Origin of the sequence: Fictibacillus sp. NRS-1165, assembly GCF_050468105.1 — a bacterium.
Lineage (GTDB): Bacteria > Bacillota > Bacilli > Bacillales > Fictibacillaceae > Fictibacillus_C > Fictibacillus_C terrinigri.
In genome coordinates, this window is record NZ_JBDPNU010000082.1 from 1 (window position 1) to 23097 (window position 23097).

Here is a 23097-nt window from a genome sequence, read left to right on the forward strand (position 1 = left end):
ATTGGACAGCCCCTTTTTTTATGTTTTATTTTTATTTCGATCAGCAGGTTCAAAAAAAGTTCACACTCCCCCTCGTTTTTTGTGTTAAACTCCCCGTTGGGACTGACTCTGTGATACAATACTGACAGAAACGTATGGTCGCTTTTTTAAGGAGAGAAATTGATTGATTGAACATATAAATGGAAAGATCGCGCACGTATCTGCTGAATATGCAGTTTTAGAAGTGAATGGAATCGGTTACCAGATTTTTTGTCCAAATCCATTCATTTATCGTCTCGGGCAATCTGAGACCATTTACACCTATCATTATGTAAGGGAAGATTTGATTGCGCTGTACGGTTTTAAAACTCGCAAAGAGCGTGATTTATTCTTAAAATTAATAAATGTATCGGGGATTGGCCCTAAAGGCGCCTTGGCCATCATGGCATTTGGACAGCCCGAGCAAGTCATCCATGCAATAGAAGCAGAGGATGAGGGGTTTCTTGTGAAATTTCCTGGAGTCGGGAAGAAGACGGCCCGTCAGATGATTTTAGATCTTAAAGGAAAACTTTCAATTTTCACAGAAGAACCAATGGAAGGATTATTTGCGGGCCAGGTTTCCGGCACTACAGAACAGCTTGAGGAAGCGGTAGAGGCTTTAACCGCATTGGGGTATGCCAAGAAAGAAATCAATAAAGTGCTGCCTTCCCTTAAAAAAGAAGATCTGACAACAGATCAATACATAAGGAAAGCGCTGCAGAAGCTAGTGAACCATTAGGGGCGTGATCGCTTTGGACGACAGGATAGTATCGGGTGAAAGCTCAAAGGACGACTTTTTTGAATTAAGTTTGCGTCCGGAATATTTGCATCAGTACATAGGCCAAGAGAAAGTGAAAGAAAATTTAAATATCTTTATTCAAGCGGCTAAGCTTAGAAATGAAGCCCTAGACCATGTTTTGTTATATGGCCCCCCGGGCCTTGGGAAAACGACACTCGCTTCCATAATCGCTAAAGAAATGAACGTTAATTTCAGATCCACCAGCGGCCCCGCTATCGAGCGGCCGGGAGATCTCGCAGCCATCCTGACGGCCCTCGAACCCGGAGATGTGCTGTTTATCGATGAGATTCACCGGCTCTCCAGAGCGATTGAGGAAGTGCTGTATTCTGCAATGGAAGACTTCTGCCTTGACATTGTGATCGGAAAGGGTGAGACTGCACGGTCTGTACGCCTGGAACTCCCTCCGTTCACGTTGGTAGGGGCAACTACCCGAGCAGGTTCGCTGTCTTTACCTCTACGCGACCGGTTTGGTGTGCTGGCACGTCTCGAATATTACACTAATGAAGAGTTAACCGAAATTGTCACACGAACGAGTGAAGTTTTTGGCATGAAAATCGACGGTCCATCTGCCCAAGAGATTGCGCGCCGTTCAAGAGGGACACCGAGGATTGCCAATCGCCTGTTCAAAAGAGTACGTGATTTTGCCCAAGTTGATGGAACGGATACGATCAGTATCAGCCTGGCGGACAGGGCGCTGGAAATGCTTCAGGTTGACCGTTTAGGATTGGATCATATTGACCATAAATTATTACAAGGGATCATCCACAAATATAAAGGCGGACCGGTAGGCCTTGAAACCATTTCTGCTACGATCGGTGAGGAATCTCATACGATAGAAGATGTGTATGAGCCCTACCTGCTGCAGATTGGATTTATACAGCGAACCCCTAGAGGACGAGTGGTGACGGCCCTTGCATACGAGCATTTTAATATGGAGGTGCCAAATCCTTAATGGGAATTTCTCGTCTGTTGATACTTATGGGAGTTATTTTGATCATCGCTGGAGGTTTGTGGACGCTGGTCGGCAAGCTTCCAGGTGATATCGTCTTTAAAAAAGGAAACACCACTTTTTATTTTCCCATCGTCACATCGATTATCATCAGCATCGTACTGTCTTTGATATTCTATGTCATTGGGCGTTTTAAATAGTTAGAGAAACAGGAGAAGAAAATGGACATCAATATGTTTGATTTTGAATTGCCGGAAGAGCTGATCGCTCAGACACCGCTGAAAGACCGCACGGCTTCCCGGCTCATGGTGCTTGACCTGGTAACAGGACAGGTGCAGCACAATACGTTTAAAAATATCATCGATTATTTGAAGCCGGGAGACTGCCTTGTTCTGAATGATACAAGAGTACTTCCGGCAAGACTGCTCGGGGAAAAACAAGATACAAAAGCAAAGATTGAAATTTTACTGCTGAAAGAAACAGGCAGCGATACATGGGAAACACTGGTGAAACCTGCGAAACGAGTAAAACCGGGCACTGTAGTTTCTTTTGGAAACGGTCTGCTCAAGGCCGTCTGCCTGGAGGAAACGGATCAGGGCGGGCGGATCTTTAAATTTCAATATGAAGGGATTTTCTATGAAATTTTGGATGCTCTAGGCGAGATGCCATTGCCTCCTTATATCAAAGAACAGCTGGATGAGCGAGAACGGTATCAGACGGTTTTTGCCAAACACCAAGGGTCGGCAGCAGCTCCTACAGCGGGTCTTCATTTTACTGAATCCTTGCTTGAAGAGATTAAGAACAAAGGAATCCATGTCGCTTTTATCACGCTTCATGTTGGACTGGGGACTTTCCGTCCTGTGTCGGTTGAAAACATTGAAGAACACGACATGCATGCGGAATATTACCAGCTGACAAAAGGCACTGCAGCACTTTTGAATGAAGTTAGAACAAACGGAGGCAGAATCATATCCGTCGGTACAACATCAACCCGTACCCTGGAGACCGTCGCTGGAAAATACGTTCAATTTCAAGAGGATTCTGGATGGACAGACATTTTTATCTATCCGGGATATACGTTTAAGGCCATCGACGGAATGATTACGAACTTCCATCTGCCAAAATCCACTTTGATTATGCTGATCAGCGCGCTTGCAGGCCGTGAAAATGTCCTGAAAGCCTATAATGAAGCTGTGCGTGAAGGATACCGCTTCTTTAGCTTTGGAGATGCCATGCTGATTTTAGAAGGGGAGTAGAAACATGACAGCAGCTGTCCGGTATGAATTAATAAAAACATGTAAGCAGTCTGGGGCAAGGCTTGGGAAAGTCCATACGCCACATGGTGTATTCGAGACTCCGGTATTTATGCCGGTTGGAACACTTGCAACGGTGAAAACGATGAGCCCTGAAGAGTTAAAAGACCTCGGCGCCAATATTATTTTAAGCAACACTTATCATCTCTGGCTCCGTCCAGGACATGAGATCATCCGTGAAGCAGGCGGCCTTCATAAATTTATGAACTGGGATCGCTCCATCCTGACAGACTCCGGCGGTTTTCAGGTGTTCAGCTTGAGTGATCTGAGAAAGATCACGGAAGAAGGTGTACATTTCAGGAACCATTTGAACGGAGAAAAGCTGTTTCTTAGTCCTGAGGGTGCCATGGAAATTCAGAATGCTTTAGGCTCTGACATCATGATGGCATTCGATGAGTGTCCGCCGTATCCAGCGGAGTATGAGTATATGAAATCCTCGGTTGAGCGTACAAGCCGTTGGGCAGAACGATGCCTCGCTGCTCATGAACGCCCGAATGACCAGGGACTGTTTGGTATCGTTCAGGGGGGCGAGTATGAAGATCTTCGCCGTCAGAGTTCAGAAGACCTCGTCTCTCTTGATTTTCCAGGCTATGCGGTAGGCGGTCTTTCTGTTGGGGAACCGAAGGACGTGATGAACCGGGTTCTTGAGTTTACCACTCCTTATCTGCCTGACAATAAACCAAGATATTTAATGGGAGTCGGCTCACCGGACTCACTGATCGACGGGGCAATCCGTGGGATTGATATGTTTGACTGTGTGCTGCCAACCCGTATCGCACGGAACGGCACGCTTATGACCAGTGAAGGGCGCCTGGTGGTCCGGAATGCGAAATATGCCCGCGATTTCAGGCCGCTCGATGAAAATTGCGATTGCTACACATGTCGAAATTATTCACGTGCCTATATCCGCCATCTTGTGAAGAGCAACGAAACATTTGGTTTTAGGCTCACAAGTTACCACAATCTTTATTTTTTGGTAAACTTAATGGAGCAGGTGAAGCAAGCCATCCGAGAGGACAGGCTGCTTGATTTCCGAGAAGAATTTTTTGAACAATACGGATTTAATAAACCCGATGCTAAAAACTTTTGACGCCTGTTTTACTAATAGAAAGGGGGGAAATTAATGGGTTCTTTAGGTTCTCTTTTACCGATTTTACTGATGTTTGTCATTTTTTACTTTTTGCTGATCAGACCTCAGCAGAAAAGACAAAAAGCGGTGAAAACCATGCAGAGTGGCTTGAAAAAAGGTGATCACGTAGTAACGATCGGCGGTCTTCATGGCACGATTGAAGTGCTGGAAGAAGACACGGTGGTTATTAAATCGAAGGACGGTTCAGCATTAACGTTTGACCGCAACGCGATTCGTGAAGCAAGAGACGTTCAGTAATATAAAAAATGGCAGAAGCCCCGTTGCTTCCTGCCATTTTTTTATTAGGTTTCTAGATGCATCGGGAGATTGCGCCTTTCTATTTATGACTGCTGAAATTGACGCCCATGATCGCTCCCAGCATACAAAGAAGCAAGAAGATCCCGTGGTACACGTATTGCATCGAGGTGAAGGTGGTCTGATATCCTAAATATTGCACTAAAAAGACGAGCAAGGAAAAAAGCAGTGCGGTACCTGAACCAAGCATAATGCCTTTTTCTTTGCCCTTTTTCCCTGATAAGAATCCACCGATAAAAAGAGAGAGAAAGGATAGACCAGTCGTTACCCATTTTAATGAAGATTCTGTCAGAGAGGTGAAACGCAAAAGAAGAGAAAGAATAAGACTGCTTATGATAATGGCAACCAAAATCGTAGCAACACCTTTCATCATTGCCGAAAACATATGCCGAACAGCCACTTGAATTCGTCCCCCTTTACATACAAGCCTTCCTTATATCCATATTCACTGTCCCCCAAAATAGACGAACATTTTTTAGCTGGCCTTAAGGAAAATGACCATTATTTAATTCAATTACCAAAACCTTCGAGTCATGTTCTCCATCAGCTGGGTAAAACTAACTGTGATGAAAATGAAAGGAGGGAGAGCAATGGAATATTATACAATCATTCTGAGGACCATATTTGTTTATTTTATTTTGATCGGTGTATTCCGCCTGATGGGAAAACGGGAAATAGGCAAATTGTCTGTGCTGGACTTTGTTGTTTCCATCATGATCGCTGAGCTCGCGGTCATCTCGATAGAAGACCCACAGGTACCAATGCTCAAGCACCTAGTCGGAATTTTTGTTTTGTTCCTCATTCAAATTTTCCTTGCATTCCTTTCATTGAAGAGCAAAAAAGTACGGGAAATTGTGGACGGCAAACCTTCCATCATCATCGAAAACGGGCATATTAATGAAAATGAAATGAAAAAACAGCGCTATAATTTTGATGACCTGCTGATCCAATTAAGGGAAAATAATATTAAAAATGTGGCGGATGTGGAATTTGGCATACTGGAGGCGACTGGAAAGCTTTCCGTTTTTACGAAAGATGATCCGGAAATTGATATGGAGGATGAACGCAGCCCGCTTCCTCTTGTTTTTCCTGTCATACTGGATGGCAAAATTCAAGAGGACCATCTGAAAAAGCTTGGTAAGACCTCACTATGGCTCCGTCAGGAATTGAGGAAGATGGGAATACGAGATCCAAAAAACATCTCCATCTGTACGGTAAATAATAAGGGTTTACTGTATGTGGATAAAAAAGATGAGTAAAAGCCTTTCCTATGAGAAAGGCTTTTTTTATGCGACCCACCTTTTGATGAGCGGAAGATGAGTCAGATCTTCTCTTTTGATCAAGCGGAAAAATAGAAGCGTTAATAAATATACAATCCCGGTTAAAAGGAGGCAAAGGGACATACCGGATACCCTCGAAAAATGAGGGAAGACAAACGTATAGATGAGCTGAGAAACAAAACCAGTGATGATGATGGAGAGGAATCCGTAAATAAAATCCTTTGCTTTAATCGAATAACTGATGGCTTTGGCAACACTTGCGAAGTGAAGGAGAGTCACGACAACTATACCTAAAACGATGGCCAACGCAACCCCCATGATTCCGAACTCAGGCCTGGTGGCAAGGGCGAAAACTGCAGCCAGCTTTACGACTGAGCCGATCAAACTGTTCATCATGGCCGCTCTGGCGAGGTTCATCGCCTGAAGAACAGCCTGGAGCGGCCCCTGGAAGTATAAGAAGAAGAACAGTGGTGTCATAACCTTTAAATAAGACGCAGAAGCAGGAGAGTCATACATCAGATCCATAATTGGGACAGCGTAAACAAAGGTGATAACGGCTGCAATGCCTCCAGACAGCATCGAAAGGCGAAGGGATTGGTTGAGCCGGTGTTCAATAAGCGAATATTTTTTATTCGCGTTCGCCTCGCTGATGGCAGGGACGAGCGAAACTGATAACGAATAGGTTATGAAGGTCGGCAAGTACAGCAATGGGATAACGTATCCTGCCAGCTCGCCATATTGTCTTGTTGCAGCATAGGTACTCACCCCAGCAATGGCCAGGCTCCGAGCCACGACGATCGGCTCAAAAAAGTAGGAAACAGAACCGATGAGCTGGCTTCCAGTGGTCGGAAGAGCGATTCCGAGCAGATCGTTCAATGTGGAGCGTCCGCCTTTCAACTGTTTGAAAAAGCCTTTTCGGACCTTCATGTTTTTTTTCAACTTAAACATGGAGAACATATAGATCAAGGAAGCAAGCTCACCGATGATGACGGAAATCATCGCTCCAGCCGCAGCGTATTCCACTCCATAAGGAAGAAAAAGTCCGGTGAGAAGGGCAACAAGCGTAATCCTCACAATCTGTTCAATGACCTGGGAGTAAGCAGACGGGCGCATGTTTTGAAGTCCTTGAAAGTATCCTCTTAGGACAGAAGAAACAGCGATAACGGGCACGACAGGTGCTATCGCGATTAATGGGTAAAAGGTTCTGTTGTCTGTAAAGAAATAATGAGACAATATAGGAGCAGCCGCGATCATGGCTGTTGTGAATATGACGCTGAGCACACCAGTAATGGCCAGGGAGACGATTAATATCTTTTTGATCCTTTGGCGGTCGCCTTTCGCATCGGCCTCCGCGACGAGTTTGGAGATGGCAATGGGAAGCCCCATTCGTGTGAGGGTGATAGCTAACAGCATGGTGGGTACAGCCATCATATAGAGGCCGACGCCCTCCTGTCCCATCACCCGGGCTACTACGATGCGATTAATAAACCCAAGGATTCGTGTGATTAATCCGGCGAGGATGAGCAGCAGTGTTCCCTGGATAAGGGTTTGTTTTGACATAGTTGGCCCTACTTTCTTGTCATAAGTGAATTTGACATCGGTTTTCCGTGTAACCCATTTATATGGAGAAAGTGGACAAAGAATGACAAGTTGTTTTTAATCACCAAAACAAATGAGAGGTGAACGAAACATTGGATGTGATAAGATTTGAAGACATGAAAACGGAGGTCGGACCGGCTCTGCAAAGTAAAGCCGAGGAGTTTCATTTTCTTGGGTACGAAAGTGTTTCGGAAGAAGAAGTATGGAATTGTGTCATTCGTAAGGCCCAAAAGAAAAAAGAGGAAGCCAAGCTCCATATACTCGTCGGTCTGATTCTAGGATTATCACTGACTGATTTTATGAATTGGCTGACACTCGAAGCGTTTAAAAGAGATGTACAATAAGTTCAATAAAAACCGCAGAATATTGGAATATGTAAAGTTTTACAAAGTTTCCTGATTGAAATTGACAGAAAAAAACAACAGTCGCTATAATGGGGAAGATTGCACTTTTCTATACATATTTCATTATCGTGGTAAAAAAGTGTGTCGGCAGCATGAAGGAGGAAAGAAAGAATGGTGAAAAAGAGCAAGATACTTACGTTTTTTATAATCTTTGCCGTCATTGTCGGTCTGATCGGAATGACAACGAAGGGGATTGTAAAAAATATTAAGCTCGGTCTGGATTTACAAGGGGGATTTGAAGTTCTTTATGATGTAAAACCGGCCAAGGAAGGGCAAAAAATTACAGATGATGTTCTAAAAAGTGCCGTACAAGCCCTTGATCGACGGGTAAACGTACTCGGTGTTTCTGAGCCGAACATCACCATTGAAGGGAAAAACAGGATTCGTGTTCAGCTTGCAGGAATCAAGGATCAGAACAAAGCAAGAAAACTCCTTTCTACACAGGCGCAGCTGACGTTCCGTGACGTCAATGATAAGGTTTTGCTTGATGGCTCCGACCTTAAAGGGGGAGGTTCAAAAGTTACCTTTAACCAGCAAAATCAGCCGATTGTACAGCTGACCCTGAAAGATCCGAATAAGTTTGGAAAAGTCACCAAAAAAGTCATGAACATGGGGCCTGGACAAAATCAGCTCGTGATCTGGCTTGATTATCAGAAAGGTGATTCATATAAAGAAGAGGCAACAAAGAAAAACCCAAAATTTATCTCAGCCCCATCTGTTAACAGTGAACTTGATCAAAAAACGGTGGTTATCGAAGGCCGTTTTACCCAGGAAGAAGCGAAAAACCTCTCTGAGATTCTGAATGCAGGCGCACTTCCTGTTAAGTTGCATGAGAATTATTCAAATTCTGTCGGTGCTAAATTTGGTAAACAGGCTTTGAACGAAACAGTAACAGCCGGAATTATCGGTATCGCACTCGTCTTCCTTTTCATGGCGTTTTACTACCGGTTCCCAGGCTTGATCGCTATCGTAACTCTCAGCTTCTATATCTACTTAAATCTTCTCATCTTTGACTGGATGGATGCAGTACTGACTCTTCCGGGAATCGCTGCCTTTATCCTGGGGGTAGGTATGGCTGTTGATGCAAATATTATAACGGCTGAAAGAATTAAGGAAGAGATCCGTTCAGGAAAATCCATCGCTTCCGCTTTTAAGGCAGGTTCGAAGCGCTCGTTTGCTCCGATCTTTGATGCGAATTTAACTTCCATCATTACAGCTTCAGTTCTATTTGCATACGGAACAAGCTCCGTTAAGGGATTTGCTCTCGTACTTATCGTGAGTGTTGTAACGAGCTTCTTTACAAACGTGTATGTATCCCGAATTTTGCTTGGTCTCTGGGTAAACAGCAAATTCCTGAACAAAAAACCGGGTTACTTCGGAGTGAAAGAGAGTGATATACATGAGCTTTAGAAACCCGAATTTTCATTTTGATGTTGTTAAACAACGGAAGAAATTCTTTATTTTCTCCTCTCTTTTGACCATCATTGGGCTTATTTGCCTTTTAACTATAGGTTTAAAGCTTAGCATTGATTTTGAAAGCGGAACGAAAATAGAATTCAGCGGGAAGCAGTTAAATGCTGCTGAAATCACAAAGGACTTTGAGGGGATGGGCCTTAAACCGGACGGCCAGCCCGTAATCTCTGGCAAAAACAGTAACAGAGCAACGGTATCTTTTGTTGGTATGCTCTCTCGTGAAGAAGTCGCAAAAGTAAATACAATGATCAAACAAAAATATGGAGATCAGCCAAATATCAATACGGTATCACCAACGGTAGGGCGGGAGCTGGCAAGAAATGCCCTCATCTCTGTGCTGATCGCCTCCATTGGAATCATCATCTACATCAGTCTGCGTTTTGAATGGCTGATGTCGTTGGCTGCTATAATCGGACTGTTGCATAATGCGTTTCTGATTGTCGCGGTGTTCAGTATTTTGCGTCTCGAAGTCGACCTGACGTTCATCGCTGCCGTATTAACCATCGTAGGTTACTCTGTGCATGATACGATCATTACGTTTGACCGGATACGTGAGAACATGAAGTTTACGAAGGTGAAAAACGTTGAGACCCTATATAAGGTGATCAACGACAGTATCATGCAGACACTCACCCGATCGATTAATACGGTATTTGCCGTTGTGTTGACGGTAGTCGCATTGCTCATCTTCGGAAACCAGTCCATCATGAACTTCTCAATTGCACTGTTAATCGGTCTCATTTTCGGTACGTATGCATCCATATGTATCGCCTCTCAGTTATGGTTTGTTTTTAAATCCAGACAGCTCAAAAAACTAAAATTTAAATCTGCCAATAATCAGGCTTAGGAATTCATTGTCACCTTGTAACCCATTTTGTATAATAAATAGGTTATGAGGTGATTTTTCTATGTTAAATGCACGAACGAGGTGGAATGTTCAAACTTTAGATGAAGATAAAGTGCAAGAACTGGCCTCTTCTTTAAAAATCCCGAAGTTGGTTGCCAACCTTTTAGTTGCAAGGGGATTGGAAACAAAAGCAAGTGCACAACAATTTTTATCCGCCGGAACGGAGGCTTTCTATGATCCTTTCTTAATGGATGGGATGAAAGAAGCTGTGGACCGGATTCAACAGGCGATTGCCGGTCAGGAAAAGATTCTTGTTTTTGGTGATTATGATGCAGATGGGGTAAGCAGTACATCTGTCATGGTTTATACATTAAAGGCGTTGAACGCTAATTTTGATTTTTACATACCTAATCGTTTTACAGAAGGCTATGGGCCGAATGAACCCGCATTGAGATGGGCGAAGGAACAAGGATTCAGTCTTGTAATTACAGTTGATACGGGGATTTCTGCCGTAAACGAGGCTCGTGCCGCGAAAGAGATCGGCTTGGATTTCATTGTCACAGACCATCATGAACCGCCACCTGTTCTGCCTGATGCGTATAGTATTATCAATCCCAAAAAACCAGGGTGTCCGTATCCTTTTAAAGGGCTTGCCGGAGTAGGTGTCGCTTTTAAAGTTGCGCATGCTCTGCTGGGAAATGTTCCTCTGCACTTATTGGATATCGCCTGCATAGGAACGATTGCGGATCTTGTTCCTCTCGTGGATGAAAACCGGATCATTGCAAAAGAAGGAATAAAGGCGCTGGAGAGAACAACCAAGACCGGATTAAAGGCACTCCTTGAAGTTGCTGGTTTAAAAGATACAGCGCTTAATGCAGAACATGTCGGGTTTGCGATCGGCCCCCGTGTAAATGCAGCAGGAAGACTTGATTCTGCGGTTCCGGCCGTGCACCTTTTTACGACAGATGACAAAGAGGAAGCTGCCATGCTTGCAGCTGAAATTGATCAATTGAACAAAACGAGGCAAACGATCGTATCCGAGATCACAAAGGAAGCCGTTGAAATGGTGGAACAGAAGTATCCGCCTGAAGAAAATAATGTACTTGTTGTAGCCAAGGAAGGCTGGAACGCAGGAGTCATCGGAATCGTTGCATCGCGCTTGGTTGAAAAGTTCTACCGTCCGACGATTGTGTTGAGCATTGATGAAGAGAAAGGTCTCGCCAAGGGATCAGCGAGGAGCATTGAAGGCTTTGATATGTTTGAGAACCTATCATTGAGCCGTGATATACTTCCGCACTTTGGAGGGCATCCTATGGCGGCTGGCATGACCCTGGCAGCGAGTGATCTGGAAGAGCTGAGAACCAGGCTGAACCGGCAGGCTGGCGAACAATTAACAGAAGAAGACTTTAAACCGGTCACGTTCATCGATCTGGAATGCTCCCTTGATGAGGTTACCATTGAAACGATCGAACAAATGAACAAGCTGGCACCTTTTGGCGTGAACAATCCGACTCCCCGCGTGCTCATTCCTTATGTTAGAATCGGTGAGATCAAGAAGATCGGCAGCCAGTCGAATCATCTAAAAATCCAATTCTCTGATGGGCAAAAAAAGCTCGATGCGATCGGTTTCCATAAAGGCCCTTTGATGGACGAGCTAAGCTACCATTCACCTGTATCAGCAGTCGGAGAGCTGTCGATTAATGAATGGAACGGATTTCGTAAACCACAGCTGATGCTAAGCGATCTGGCCGTTAAGGAATGGCAATTATTTGATCTCCGGGGAATTAGGGATGTACAGAAAAAAATGGCCGGTCTTCCCAAGAACAAAGTGCTGTTCATTGCCTTTAATGCAGAAACGAAGTCACATCCAGCATTTTCGGACATGATAGATCAGATCCGCCTTTATCCGCAGGAAAAAGAGGATGTTCATTTTCAAGGAAAGTATGTAGTTTTCCTCGATGTGCCGAAAACAAGAGAAGAATTCTTTTATCTGCTGGAAAGCAATCCAGAACCGGAAAGAACCTATGTTATCTTTCATCAGGAAAATGATCAGTTCTTTTCATCTGTCCCGACAAGAGAGCAGTTTAGATGGTTCTATGCATTTTTAACAAAACGGAAAACATTTGATGCCGACAAACATGGAGAAGAGCTGGCAAGACTTAAAGGCTGGTCGCGTGAAGCAGTGCCCTTTATGTCAAAAGTGTTTTTTGAGCTGGATTTTGTTACAATAGAAGATGGTGTTATTTCGATTAATGATCGCCCTGACAAAAAAGACCTGAAGCATTCATATACATATAGGAGTAAATTGGAACAAGCGGAGATTGAAAATCAACTTGTCTATTCTTCCTATCAAGATTTGAAGAACTGCTTTGATCAGTTTACAGGGAAATAATCAGGCGTTAATACAGGAGGAAAAAAGAAGATGGATTACAAAAAATATATCTCTGTAGTGGAGGATTTTCCGCTTAAGGGCATTCGGTTTAAAGACATCACAACACTGATGCAAGATGGAGAAGCTTACGCTAAAGCGGTGGATGATATTGCTGATTATGCTAAGGATCTCAACATCGATGTGATTGTAGGCCCGGAAGCAAGGGGCTTTATTGTGGGATGCCCGGTAGCTTATAAATTAGGGCTTGGTTTTGTGCCGGTTCGAAAAGATGGAAAACTTCCCCGTGAAGTGGTAAAAGTAAGCTATGGTCTTGAATACGGCAAAGACGTCCTGACCATGCACAAGGATTCTATTAGACCTGGCCAAAGAGTTCTGATCACGGACGATCTTCTGGCAACAGGCGGAACGATAGGTGCGACGATTCAGCTCGTTGAAGAACTCGGTGGAGTTGTGGCAGGGATCGCTTTCATGATTGAACTTACGTATTTGGATGGACGCGAAAAGTTATCCGGATATGATATTTTTACGTTAACGCAATATTAAAAGATCGAAAGGGTGCTCACCGATGACGGGGTACTCTTTCTTTTTCATATGGAATTGTAAATAAAGGAAATTCGACAATTTTCGGTTTTTACTTTACAGCTTCGCATTTTTTCATGATAATAGAAGCAATATACAATTTTTGACGTTAGGTGATTTTCATGACCATAGATGAAGTATTAAAAAACGCGGAAACTTATCTTTCCGATGACGATATACAGCTTTTACGAAAAGCGTATGAATACGCAAAAGATGCGCATGAAGGCCAGTTCCGAAAATCGGGTGAACCATACATTCAGCATCCGGTGGAAGTTGCTGGTATTCTTGTCGATCTTCAAATGGATCCGGTAACTGTTGCAGCCGGGTTTCTTCATGATGTAGTGGAAGACACGCCGATTACACTGAAGGATATCAGCGATCGGTTCAATGAAGAAGTGGCCATGCTCGTGGATGGCGTCACAAAACTGAAGAAGATCAAGTTTAAGTCAAAAGAAGAGCAGCAAGCTGAAAATCACCGTAAAATGTTCGTAGCAATGGCTCAAGATATCCGCTGTATTTTGATCAAACTGGCTGACCGCCTTCATAACATGCGGACACTCAAGCATATGCCAAAAGAAAAACAGATTCAAAAAGCGAATGAAACGCTTGAAATATTTGCTCCACTGGCACACAGGCTCGGGATCTCCACCATTAAGTGGGAACTCGAGGATGTTTCTTTACGATACTTAAATCCACAGCAGTATTATCGGATTGTTAATCTGATGAAACAAAAGCGGGCCGAACGTGAGCAATATGTCCAGGAAGTCATGGGCGAGATCAGCAGCCGGCTGTCTGAAGTTCAGATCAAGGCGGATATTTCCGGACGTCCGAAGCACATTTACAGCATCTACCGAAAAATGGTGAAGCAGAACAAACAGTTTAATGAAATCTATGATCTCCTTGCTGTCAGGGTCATTGTTCATAACATTAAAGACTGCTATGCGGCTTTAGGCATCATTCATACGGCTTGGAAGCCGATGCCAGGCCGTTTTAAAGATTATATCGCTATGCCGAAAGCTAATATGTACCAGTCTCTTCATACGACCGTCATTGGTCCTAAAGGAGATCCTCTTGAGGTTCAGATCCGTACAAGCGAGATGCATAGGGTTGCCGAATACGGGATCGCGGCTCACTGGGCATATAAAGAAGGATCAAAAAAAGCTCCGGTCAACACATTTGAAAATAAGTTAACGTGGTTCAGAGAAATTCTTGAATGGCAGAACGATGTGGCGGACGCCGAAGAGTTCATGGAATCACTAAAAGTGGATTTATTTTCTGATATGGTGTTCGTGTTTACTCCTAAAGGAGATGTTATTGAACTTCCTGCAGGTTCGGTGCCGCTGGATTTTGCGTATCGCATCCATACAGAGATCGGAAACCGCTGCATAGGCGCCAAAGTAAACGGCAAGATGGTTACCCTCGATTATACCCTGAAAACCGGTGATATTATTGAGATCATGACGAGTAAGCATTCATACGGTCCAAGCCAGGACTGGCTAAAGATTACTCAGAGCTCTCACGCAAAAAATAAAATCCGCCAGTTTTTCAAGAGAGAACGCCGTGAAGAGAACGTAGCCAAGGGAAAAGAGATGATTGAAAAAGAAGTTACCGGACGGGGCTTCGAGCTGAAGGATGTATTTACGCAGGAAAACCTTCAGACGGTCATCAGAAAATATAATTTTGCGAACGAAGAAGATATGTATGCTGCTGTCGGATATAACGGAATTACGGGTGCACAGATCGCCACAAGGCTGACAGATAAACTGCGCCGCAAAAAAGATCAGGAACAGGAAAATAAAGAAATTCTTGAAGCGATCACCGAATCAAAGAGCCTGCCATCGGCCAGAAAAACGGATTCAGGAATTGTCGTAAAAGGAATCGACAACCTTCTTATCCGCCTTTCAAAATGCTGCAATCCTGTGCCGGGCGACGAAATTGTCGGATATATAACGAAAGGCCGCGGTGTCTCCGTTCACCGCAAAGACTGTGTCAACGTCAACACCGGAGATGCTCAAGTAAGACTCCTGCCTGTCGAATGGGAAGGCAGCATCGAAAAACCGAAGAGCTACAACGTAGATATTGAAATCAACGGATTTGACCGAAGAGGCCTTCTCAATGAAGTACTCCATGCTGTAGGTGAAACGAAAACGAATATTACAGCTGTTTCAGGACGTTCAGACCGCAACAAGATGGCGACGATCAGTATGTCCATTTCCATTCACAATGTGAACCACCTTCAAAAAGTAGTAGAGCGGATCAAACAGATCCCGGATATCTACGCGGTTCGCCGTGTAATGCAATAACGATAGACATAAAGGAGAGCGACATGCGAATAGTACTGCAGCGCGTCACAGAAGCTGCCGTTACGGTAGAAGACAACGTCGTTGGCCAGATCGGCCATGGCTTGATGCTTCTGGTCGGAGTGACGCATGAAGACACAGAAAAGGATGCGGCTTATCTTGCTGAGAAAGCTGTAAACCTCCGCATATTTGAAGATGAACAGGAAAAGATGAACCTATCCCTGCTGGATGTAGCAGGATCCATACTTTCCATTTCACAGTTTACCTTGTTTGGTGATTGCAGAAAGGGCCGCCGCCCGAATTTTATGGCTGCTGCCAAACCGGATCAGGCGTCTGTTTTGTATGAAAAATTTAATGATCTGCTCCGTGAAAAAGGGATTACAGTGGAAACCGGAATCTTTGGAGCGATGATGGATGTATCGTTTACGAACAATGGCCCGGTAACACTCATCCTCGACAGCAAAGAATAAGCTGTTTTAAACTTTCGCCTTTTGGAAAAGATAAGTAAAAGGTGAAAGGAAGATGAAAATGCGGAACGGAGAAAAGGGAGAACATGTCAATGCCCATGTCAACCAGCTGATGGGAATTGATTTTCATGATTTTATACAAAAGGAAGCTTCTTCAAGCACGATGGAACTCGCTGAAGAGTTTGGTGTTCCTCTTCGCAGTGTAATCAGCCTTCGCAAAAAAATAAAACGATGACGTAAAGTTTTTTGTAAAAGGGATTGACATTGCTGTTTTTGATGAGTAAGATAAATAACAATTCAATGAAATTACCAGTGACGGAGAAAAGTAGGTAAACCCCACATGCCAAGAGAGGAAATGCCATAGGCTGCAAGCATTTCTGCATGATGATTTAGTGAAAGACACTCCTGAGGTTTCAATTCGAACGGAAAATGGACAATGCCCAGTAGAGTTGGACGCATGCATGCGTTATTTGCATTTTGTGAGCGGAAGCATGAGCTTCAACGAGGGTGGCACCGCGGGTATATAACTCCCGTCCCTATTATTATTTCGGATAATAATAGGGACGGGAGTTTTTTATTTTTTCATTGATTAACGAGGATTCAAGGAGGAATGAAGGATGGGTTATCAAATTCCGAGAGGGACCCAGGATATTTTACCGGGTACTGTTGAAAAATGGCAATTTGTTGAGGAGAAAGCGCGAGAAATCTGCAGCAGATACAACTATAAAGAGATCAGAACACCGATTTTTGAACATACGGAACTCTTTCTAAGAAGTGTAGGAGATACAACCGACATCGTTCAAAAAGAGATGTATACGTTCACGGACCGCGGGGAGAGAAGTTTGACACTGCGTCCTGAAGGAACAGCAAGCACGGTAAGGGCTTACGTCGAGAACAAGCTATTCGGCCTCGCTCAGCAGCCTGTAAAGCTATATTACATCGGCCCCATGTTTCGTTATGAAAGGCCTCAGGCAGGCAGGTACCGGCAGTTCGTACAATTTGGGATTGAAGCTATGGGAAGTGATGATCCATCGATCGATGCAGAAGTTATGGCACTTGCGATGGATGTCTATAAAGAGCTTGGGCTAAAGAGCCTTCGTCTCGTGCTTAACACGCTTGGAGACAAAGAAAGCCGTAAAGCGCACAGAGAAGCACTCGTTGCACACTTTGAACCGCGGATCGGAGAATTCTGCCATGATTGCCAGAATCGTCTTCACACTAATCCGCTCAGAATCCTGGACTGTAAAAAGGACCGTGATCACGAACTGATGAAAACGGCTCCTTCGATCCATGATTACTTGAACGAGGAATCAAGGAAATACTTTGAAACGGTCAAATCGACCCTGACACAGATGGGAATTGATTATGTCATTGATCCGACACTTGTTAGGGGCTTGGATTACTATAACCATACCGCTTTTGAGATCATGAGTGATGCGGAAGGATTCGGGGCGATCACGACATTAAGCGGCGGCGGAAGATACAACGGCCTCGCTGAAGAAGTCGGCGGTCCAGCGACACCTGGAATCGGATTTGCGATGAGCCTTGAACGATTATTGCTTGCTTTGGATGCAGAGGGTGTTGAGCTGCCGATTGAAGATACGATTGACTGCTACCTTGTAACGATGGGGGATCAAGCAAAAGAAAAAGCTCCGTCACTTCTCTATCAATTCCGTAAAGCCGGATTGAAAGCAGATAAAGATTATCTGGATAAAAAGATGAAAGCCCAGTTTAAGGCGGCAGATAGGACAAAAGCCAAATTTGTAGCGGTGCTAGGAGATGATGAACTGGCAAATGGCGTCATCTCTGTGAAGGAGATGAAGTCCGGTGAACAGTCTGAAGTAGCACTCGATCAAGTTACAGAATATCTGCTGAAGCAAATTTGAGGAGGAATAACAACATGTCAGAAAGAACGCATAAATGCGGAACCTTAACAGAGCAGCACGTCGGGCAAGAAGTAAAAATAACCGGCTGGGTTCAGAAGCGAAGAGATCTTGGCGGTTTAATTTTTATCGACCTTCGCGATCGTTCAGGCCAGGTTCAAGTTGTATTTAACCCTGAGGTTTCCAGCGAAGCATTGAACATCGCTGATAAAGTAAGAAGTGAGTTTGTACTTGCGGTAAAAGGAACAGTTATTGCGCGTGACGAGGGGACAATCAACGAAAACGTACCGACCGGCAGAATTGAAATTCAGGGCAAAGAACTTGAAATCATCAACAGCGCAAAAACACCTCCTTTTTCCATCGCAGATGACAGTGACATCAATGAGGATGTACGCTTGAAATATCGTTATCTGGATTTAAGAAGACCCGTCATGCAGGAGACAATAAAACTCCGCTATCGTGTGACAAAAATGATTCGTGATTTTCTGGATCAGCAGGAGTTCATGGAGATAGAAACACCAATGCTGACAAAAAGCACGCCTGAAGGAGCCAGAGACTATTTGGTGCCAAGCCGTGTGCATCCAGGTCAATTTTATGCTTTGCCGCAGTCACCTCAGCTCTTTAAGCAGCTCCTGATGGTATCTGGATTTGAACGCTATTTCCAAGTCGTCCGCTGTTTCCGTGATGAAGACTTACGGGCGGACCGCCAGCCTGAGTTTACACAGATCGATATTGAGACTTCATTCCTTGGCCAAGAAGACTTGATGAGCATGATGGAAGACCTTATGGTTCAAATGGCTGGTGAGATCCGGGGTTTCTCGGTACAGACCCCGATGCCTCGCCTTACTTATGCAGAAGCAATGGAGCGCTATGGATCTGACAAACCCGATACTCGTTTTGGCATGGAATTGATCAATGTTTCGGAAATCGTAAAGAACTCCGGATTTAAAGTTTTTGCTTCAACCGTTTTAGATGGCGGAGAAGTAAAAGCCATCAACGTAAAAGGGCAAGCCGGCAATTACTCCCGAAAAGACATCGACCTGCTTACGGATTATGTGAAACGGTACGGTGCTAAAGGATTGGCGTGGCTCAAGTTTGAAGGGAATGAACTCAAAGGGCCGATTGCGAAATTCTTTACAGATGAAGAAAAGCACAGCTTGCTTGCTGCTTTAGAAGGTGGAGAAGGCGATTTATTCCTGTTTGTCGCAGACAGCAAAAAGGTCGTTGCAGATGCTCTTGGAGCGCTTCGCCTGAAGCTGGGTAAAGACCTTGATCTCATCGACGAAAGCGTGCTGAATTTCCTTTGGGTTGTCGATTTCCCGCTTGTTGAATTCGATGAAGATGCAAACCGTTATGTTGCTCTTCACCACCCGTTTACGATGCCGAAAGAAGAAGATCTTGATCTGCTTGAGAGCAATCCTGGAGCTGTTCGTGCAAAAGCCTATGACCTTGTGTTAAATGGATACGAGCTTGGCGGCGGTTCACAGCGTATCTATCAGCGGGATCTTCAGGAAAAAATGTTCAAGACGCTCGGATTCTCTGAAGAGGCGGCAAAAGAAGAGTTTGGCTTCTTAATGGATGCCTTTGAATATGGCACACCGCCTCATGGAGGAATTGCTTTAGGACTTGACCGTCTCGTAATGATTCTTGCAGGAAGAAACAACTTGAGAGATACCATCGCCTTCCCGAAAACAGCAAGCGCAAGCTGCTTGTTAACGAATGCTCCTTCACATGTTAGTGATAGACAGCTGGATGAACTTCATCTTGCTGTAAAAGTCGAAAAAGACAACGGACAAAAGGCATAGGAAAGAAGTTTGAACTGTTAGAAAATTTAAATAACAGGTTGTGATTCGCTTGTTTTCAAGAAAATGATGTGGTATGATTTATACCAATAAGAGTCCTGATGTGTTCGTTAAGACCGAATGTTTTGAGCCAACACTTTTTATTCGGGAGCTAGTGTTTCTGCAAAGCGTGCAAGCCTTCTCGTAGAGGACGCATTAATTGCGGAACAGGGCACCCACCTGCGAGAGCAGGTTCAAAACTTAGGAAATGACGGCACAGTTGGGACTCTCATCCAACCACTTATATAATGTGTGAATATAGAAAAACCCGGGCGATGGCCCGGGTTTTTATTGTTTTATCCTTAAGTTTTGAGTAAAGGTTGTACAAGACTGGGAAATAGTATATCCTTTGTAGGAAGTAAGCTGTAATGAAGCAAGGCCTGCCTTCAGCAGGCTAGGGCAGAAATAATATTAAGTATTCCAGCGCTTGTTGGACTTAGCCAGTCACTTGCGCTTTTCTAGTTTCGAAAGGAGAAGGTTCATGTTACATCAGTTTTCAAGAAATGAGCTCGCCATTGGCGAAGATGGCTTAGCGGCTTTAAAAGGAAGCACCGTTGCAATCCTTGGTATCGGAGGAGTCGGTTCTTTTTCGGCTGAAGCACTTGCTCGCGCAGGTATCGGCAAACTCATCCTGGTGGATAAAGACGTTGTGGATATAACGAATGTCAACCGGCAGATCCATGCTTTGCTTTCAACGGTCGGCCAGTCAAAAGTGGAACTTATGAAACAGCGTATCGCGGATATTAATCCCGAATGCGAAGTGATTGCATTACAAATGTTTTATACAGAAGAGACGTATGAGCAGTTTTTCGCGTACGAACTGGATTTTGTTGTCGATGCTTCAGATACAATAACGTATAAAGTGCATCTTGCCAAAGAATGCCTGTCCAGAAATATTCCGATCATTTCAAGCATGGGTGTGGCCAACAAACTGGATCCGACCAGACTAAGGATTACTGATATTTCCAAAACGTCGTATGACCCCATTGCAAGGGTAGTGAGACAGCGTCTCCGGAAGGAAGGTATCCATAAGGGAGTGACAGTCGTTTTCTCCGATGAAACACCGGTGCAGATCAGGGAAGATATTAGAGAAAAAATTGTTCCTGAGAATGCCCCTGGGATTAGAAAAGCCAAAATGCCGCCTTCCTCCAATTCGTTCGTACCGTCTGTATCGGGTCTTTTCATGGCAGGGCATGTGGTGAACAAGCTGCTGGAAACACATAAAATTTCCATCAATAGAATGAAGTAATCTAACACAATAAAGAGCCGCTGTAATCAGCGGCTCTTTTATTTTGCAAGCTTTTCAAGGTTACCGTTTTTGTCCATTCTGAAACTCTGGTTGTCGGCGGCATCATCCTGCAGCAGGACCATTCTTCGTGCCCGGTCCATGATTTGCAGCAGTGCCTGATAATCTTCTTTCATGGCTGCAAAGTCCTTTTCCATCTTATTCAATTGCTCAGTCAGCTTCTGATTTTGATGGAAAAGCTCTTCGTTTTGTTTTTTCAGGGTGGCGTTTTCGCCCTCGATACGCCCATTGGCAAGGCCGTTTCTATTGATCTCTGATAAATAGGCAATGACATCATTGAGGCTTAAACTCTCTTTCTGCTGACTCGGATACGCCGGATGGACGGTTTGCATTGATGGTATGGATGCAGCAGTATAAGAAGGTTCCGCGATTTCAGGCTGCTGGACAGAAGCAGTGAAGGGTGTTCTGAAAAATTCTTCAGGATGATACACTTCATCATCTTCGGGTACAGCTTGCTTAACCGGAGTTTTTAAAGGTTTGCTTTGCTGCTGGTCTTTAGCGATCGCACGCTGCCTTTCTTTTCGCTGTTTTTTGGCGATCTTCAACGCTTGTTCATATTTTTTCCTTACGATGGCATTCCAACGAAAACCCACGGCAGCGCTTGTGCGCTCCAGTTTATCGCCGACCTCTTCAAAGGCATGAAGCTGCGTACTGCCTTCGCGCACATGGCGCAATACCGTTTCGGCCAGAAGCAGATCATCTTCTTCAGACCAGGCATCCTGTCTTACTTTTATCACATCTATCCTCTCCTTGATTCATAATATACGAGTTTATGTTCTCATTTTGAGCAAAAGGAGAGGATTCTATACGTGCAATGTAAAATTTGCTAGTTTTTTGTTAACAGAGTGCTAGATTAGGTTTCCCTTCGTTTTCTGTCATTAAAGTAGTCCAGCCTTTTCTGTATGCTTTTTTCAAAGCCTCTGACGGTAGGCTCGTAAAAGGTTTTATTCTTCAAGTGGTCCGGCAAATATTGCTGAACGACATATCCATCAGGAAAATTATGCGGATATTTATAATCTTTTCCATGACCCAGCTGGCTGGCCCCTTTATAATGCGCATCACGCAAATGAATAGGCACTTGGCCGCTCTTTTCTTTTTTTACTGCCTCCATCGCATGATCAATCCCCATGATGACAGCGTTGCTTTTTGGCGCGGTAGCAAGATAAACAACGGCTTCTGCCAACGGAATCCGGGCTTCAGGCATCCCGACAAAATCAACCGCATACGCGGCAGCCTGGGCGACAAGCAGGGCGTTAGGATCCGCAAGGCCTATATCTTCAGCTGCATGGACATAAATCCTGCGGGCAATAAATCGAGGATCTTCACCGGCATAAATCATTTTGGCCAGCCAGTATAGGGCAGCATCAGGATCGGAACCTCGGATGCTCTTTATAAAAGCAGAGATAGTATCATAATGGTTGTCCCCCTTTTTGTCGTACTGCAGCACCCTTTGCTGGATGCTTTCTTCAGCAATTTCCAAGGTGATGTGAATCTGGCCGGAATCATCCGGTTTTGTCGTGAGAACTGCGAGTTCCAGGGCGTTCAGGGCAGTCCGGGCATCTCCATTGGCTACGGACACAAGGTGGCCAAGGGCATCCTCTTCCATTTTAATATTGTATTTTCCATAGCCTTTCTCTTTATCTTCGAGTGTATGGAGGATGATGGAGCGTGTATGTTCATCGGTTAAATGTTCAAAACGGAACAGCCTTGATCTGGAAAGTAATGCCGGGTTAATCTCAAACATTGGACTTTCTGTCGTTGCACCGATGAGGATAACGGTTCCGTCTTCTACAAAGGGAAGAAGGGCATCCTGCTGGCTTTTATTAAAACGATGGATTTCATCAATAAACAGCACCGTTTTCTTTTCATCCATCAACAGCCTTTCTTTCGCTTCACTCGTTACCCTTTTGATATCAGCCACTCCGGAAGTAACGGCGTTTAACTGCTCAAAATAGGCAGAAGTGGAATTTGCGATGATTTTTGCCAATGTCGTTTTCCCTGTTCCGGGTGGTCCAAAAAAAATCATCGGGGTGAGCTGGTCCGCTTCAATGGCTCTTCTTAAAAGCTTACCTTCACCTACAATGTGGGACTGCCCGATAAATTCTTTTATGGATCGGGGCCGCATCCGGCTGGCGAGGGGGCCCATTGCTTTTTTTTCATGAGAGTGATGATCGCTGAATAAATCCATCTGTATCCTCCTATA

20 protein-coding genes, 1 other RNA gene, 1 pseudogene and 1 other annotated feature are annotated in these 23097 nt (G+C 44.4%); of the genes and pseudogenes, 18 read left to right on the forward strand and 4 right to left on the reverse strand.

Annotation, left to right across the window (positions count from 1 at the left end; genetic code table 11):
• Positions 1-163 precede the first annotated feature (163 nt).
• The 6 genes from ruvA to yajC are packed head-to-tail and all read left to right on the forward strand — an operon-like array spanning position 164 to position 4466.
• Positions 164-757 (forward strand): Holliday junction branch migration protein RuvA, encoded by a 594-nt coding sequence (gene ruvA / locus ABHN01_RS23660; protein WP_429877579.1) that lies wholly within the window; start codon positions 164-166, stop codon positions 755-757.
• A 13-nt stretch (positions 758-770) separates the two neighbouring features.
• Positions 771-1769 carry a Holliday junction branch migration DNA helicase RuvB gene (ruvB, locus tag ABHN01_RS23665; protein ID WP_429877580.1) on the forward strand — a complete coding sequence of 333 codons (999 nt, stop codon included), beginning with the start codon at positions 771-773 and terminating at the stop codon, positions 1767-1769.
• A complete protein-coding gene (locus ABHN01_RS23670) occupies positions 1769-1966 on the forward strand; it encodes a DUF2905 domain-containing protein (protein ID WP_290398846.1) in 198 nt (65 codons plus the stop codon). Before ruvB ends, ABHN01_RS23670 begins: the two co-directional genes overlap by 1 nt.
• 21 nt (positions 1967-1987) lie before the next feature.
• Entirely contained in the window at positions 1988-3022 is a 1035-nt protein-coding gene (gene queA, locus ABHN01_RS23675) for a tRNA preQ1(34) S-adenosylmethionine ribosyltransferase-isomerase QueA (RefSeq protein ID WP_429877581.1), read from the forward strand.
• 4 nt (positions 3023-3026) lie between these two features.
• Positions 3027-4169: a tRNA guanosine(34) transglycosylase Tgt gene (gene tgt / locus ABHN01_RS23680; RefSeq protein WP_429877582.1), complete on the forward strand. Its 1143-nt coding sequence runs from the start codon at positions 3027-3029 to the stop codon at positions 4167-4169.
• A gap of 33 nt (positions 4170-4202) precedes the next feature.
• Entirely contained in the window at positions 4203-4466 is a 264-nt protein-coding gene (yajC, locus tag ABHN01_RS23685) for a preprotein translocase subunit YajC (protein ID WP_429877583.1), read from the forward strand.
• 79 nt (positions 4467-4545) lie between these two features.
• Here the strand turns inward: yajC and ABHN01_RS23690 are convergent, their stop codons facing one another.
• Positions 4546-4908, reverse strand: coding sequence for a TIGR04086 family membrane protein (locus ABHN01_RS23690; RefSeq protein WP_290399070.1), 363 nt, complete (start codon positions 4906-4908; stop codon positions 4546-4548).
• 205 nt (positions 4909-5113) lie between these two features.
• On the opposite strand from ABHN01_RS23690, the gene ABHN01_RS23695 reads away from it, so the two are divergent.
• Positions 5114-5782 carry a DUF421 domain-containing protein gene (locus ABHN01_RS23695; RefSeq protein WP_429877584.1) on the forward strand — a complete coding sequence of 223 codons (669 nt, stop codon included), beginning with the start codon at positions 5114-5116 and terminating at the stop codon, positions 5780-5782.
• Positions 5783-5809: 27 nt separating this feature from the next.
• On the opposite strand, the gene spoVB is transcribed toward ABHN01_RS23695, so the two are convergent.
• The gene (gene spoVB, locus ABHN01_RS23700; protein WP_429877585.1) at positions 5810-7363 is read right to left on the reverse strand and encodes a stage V sporulation protein B; all 1554 of its coding nucleotides are present in this window, start codon (positions 7361-7363) and stop codon (positions 5810-5812) included.
• A gap of 137 nt (positions 7364-7500) precedes the next feature.
• Between spoVB and ABHN01_RS23705 the strand changes: the two genes are divergently transcribed.
• The 11 genes and pseudogenes from ABHN01_RS23705 to ABHN01_RS23755 all read left to right on the forward strand — a co-directional run bounded on the left by ABHN01_RS23705 (position 7501) and on the right by ABHN01_RS23755 (position 20837).
• A complete protein-coding gene (locus tag ABHN01_RS23705) occupies positions 7501-7746 on the forward strand; it encodes a post-transcriptional regulator (RefSeq protein ID WP_290399071.1) in 246 nt (81 codons plus the stop codon).
• A 174-nt stretch (positions 7747-7920) separates the two neighbouring features.
• Positions 7921-10126: pseudogene (gene secDF, locus ABHN01_RS23710) on the forward strand (protein translocase subunit SecDF).
• A gap of 61 nt (positions 10127-10187) precedes the next feature.
• Complete coding sequence (gene recJ / locus ABHN01_RS23715; RefSeq protein ID WP_429877586.1) at positions 10188-12518, forward strand: single-stranded-DNA-specific exonuclease RecJ; 2331 nt, start codon at positions 10188-10190, stop codon at positions 12516-12518.
• Positions 12519-12548: 30 nt separating this feature from the next.
• On the forward strand, positions 12549-13061 hold the full coding sequence (locus ABHN01_RS23720; protein WP_429877587.1) for an adenine phosphoribosyltransferase: 513 nt from the start codon (positions 12549-12551) through the stop codon (positions 13059-13061).
• Between the two features lie 158 nt (positions 13062-13219).
• Entirely contained in the window at positions 13220-15400 is a 2181-nt protein-coding gene (locus ABHN01_RS23725; protein WP_429877588.1) for a RelA/SpoT family protein, read from the forward strand.
• A 23-nt stretch (positions 15401-15423) separates the two neighbouring features.
• Complete coding sequence (gene dtd / locus ABHN01_RS23730) at positions 15424-15867, forward strand: D-aminoacyl-tRNA deacylase (protein WP_429877589.1); 444 nt, start codon at positions 15424-15426, stop codon at positions 15865-15867.
• Positions 15868-15925: 58 nt separating this feature from the next.
• The gene (locus ABHN01_RS23735; protein ID WP_290399072.1) at positions 15926-16099 is read left to right on the forward strand and encodes an RNA polymerase subunit sigma-70; all 174 of its coding nucleotides are present in this window, start codon (positions 15926-15928) and stop codon (positions 16097-16099) included.
• Positions 16100-16167: 68 nt separating this feature from the next.
• Positions 16168-16405: a binding site (T-box leader), on the forward strand.
• Positions 16406-16481: 76 nt separating this feature from the next.
• Complete coding sequence (hisS, locus tag ABHN01_RS23740) at positions 16482-17750, forward strand: histidine--tRNA ligase (RefSeq protein ID WP_429877590.1); 1269 nt, start codon at positions 16482-16484, stop codon at positions 17748-17750.
• Between the two features lie 14 nt (positions 17751-17764).
• Positions 17765-19552: an aspartate--tRNA ligase gene (gene aspS, locus ABHN01_RS23745; protein ID WP_429877591.1), complete on the forward strand. Its 1788-nt coding sequence runs from the start codon at positions 17765-17767 to the stop codon at positions 19550-19552.
• Positions 19553-19641: 89 nt separating this feature from the next.
• Positions 19642-19819, forward strand: a non-coding RNA gene (ssrS, locus tag ABHN01_RS23750) — 6S RNA.
• A gap of 250 nt (positions 19820-20069) precedes the next feature.
• The gene (locus ABHN01_RS23755; RefSeq protein ID WP_429877592.1) at positions 20070-20837 is read left to right on the forward strand and encodes a tRNA threonylcarbamoyladenosine dehydratase; all 768 of its coding nucleotides are present in this window, start codon (positions 20070-20072) and stop codon (positions 20835-20837) included.
• Between the two features lie 38 nt (positions 20838-20875).
• On the opposite strand, the gene ABHN01_RS23760 is transcribed toward ABHN01_RS23755, so the two are convergent.
• Together ABHN01_RS23760 and ABHN01_RS23765 are read right to left on the reverse strand one after the other, a co-directional pair.
• Positions 20876-21631, reverse strand: a complete 756-nt coding sequence (locus ABHN01_RS23760) for an RsfA family transcriptional regulator (RefSeq protein ID WP_429877593.1) — start codon at positions 21629-21631, stop codon at positions 20876-20878.
• Between the two features lie 116 nt (positions 21632-21747).
• Positions 21748-23082 carry an AAA family ATPase gene (locus tag ABHN01_RS23765; RefSeq protein ID WP_429877594.1) on the reverse strand — a complete coding sequence of 445 codons (1335 nt, stop codon included), beginning with the start codon at positions 23080-23082 and terminating at the stop codon, positions 21748-21750.
• Positions 23083-23097 lie beyond the last annotated feature (15 nt).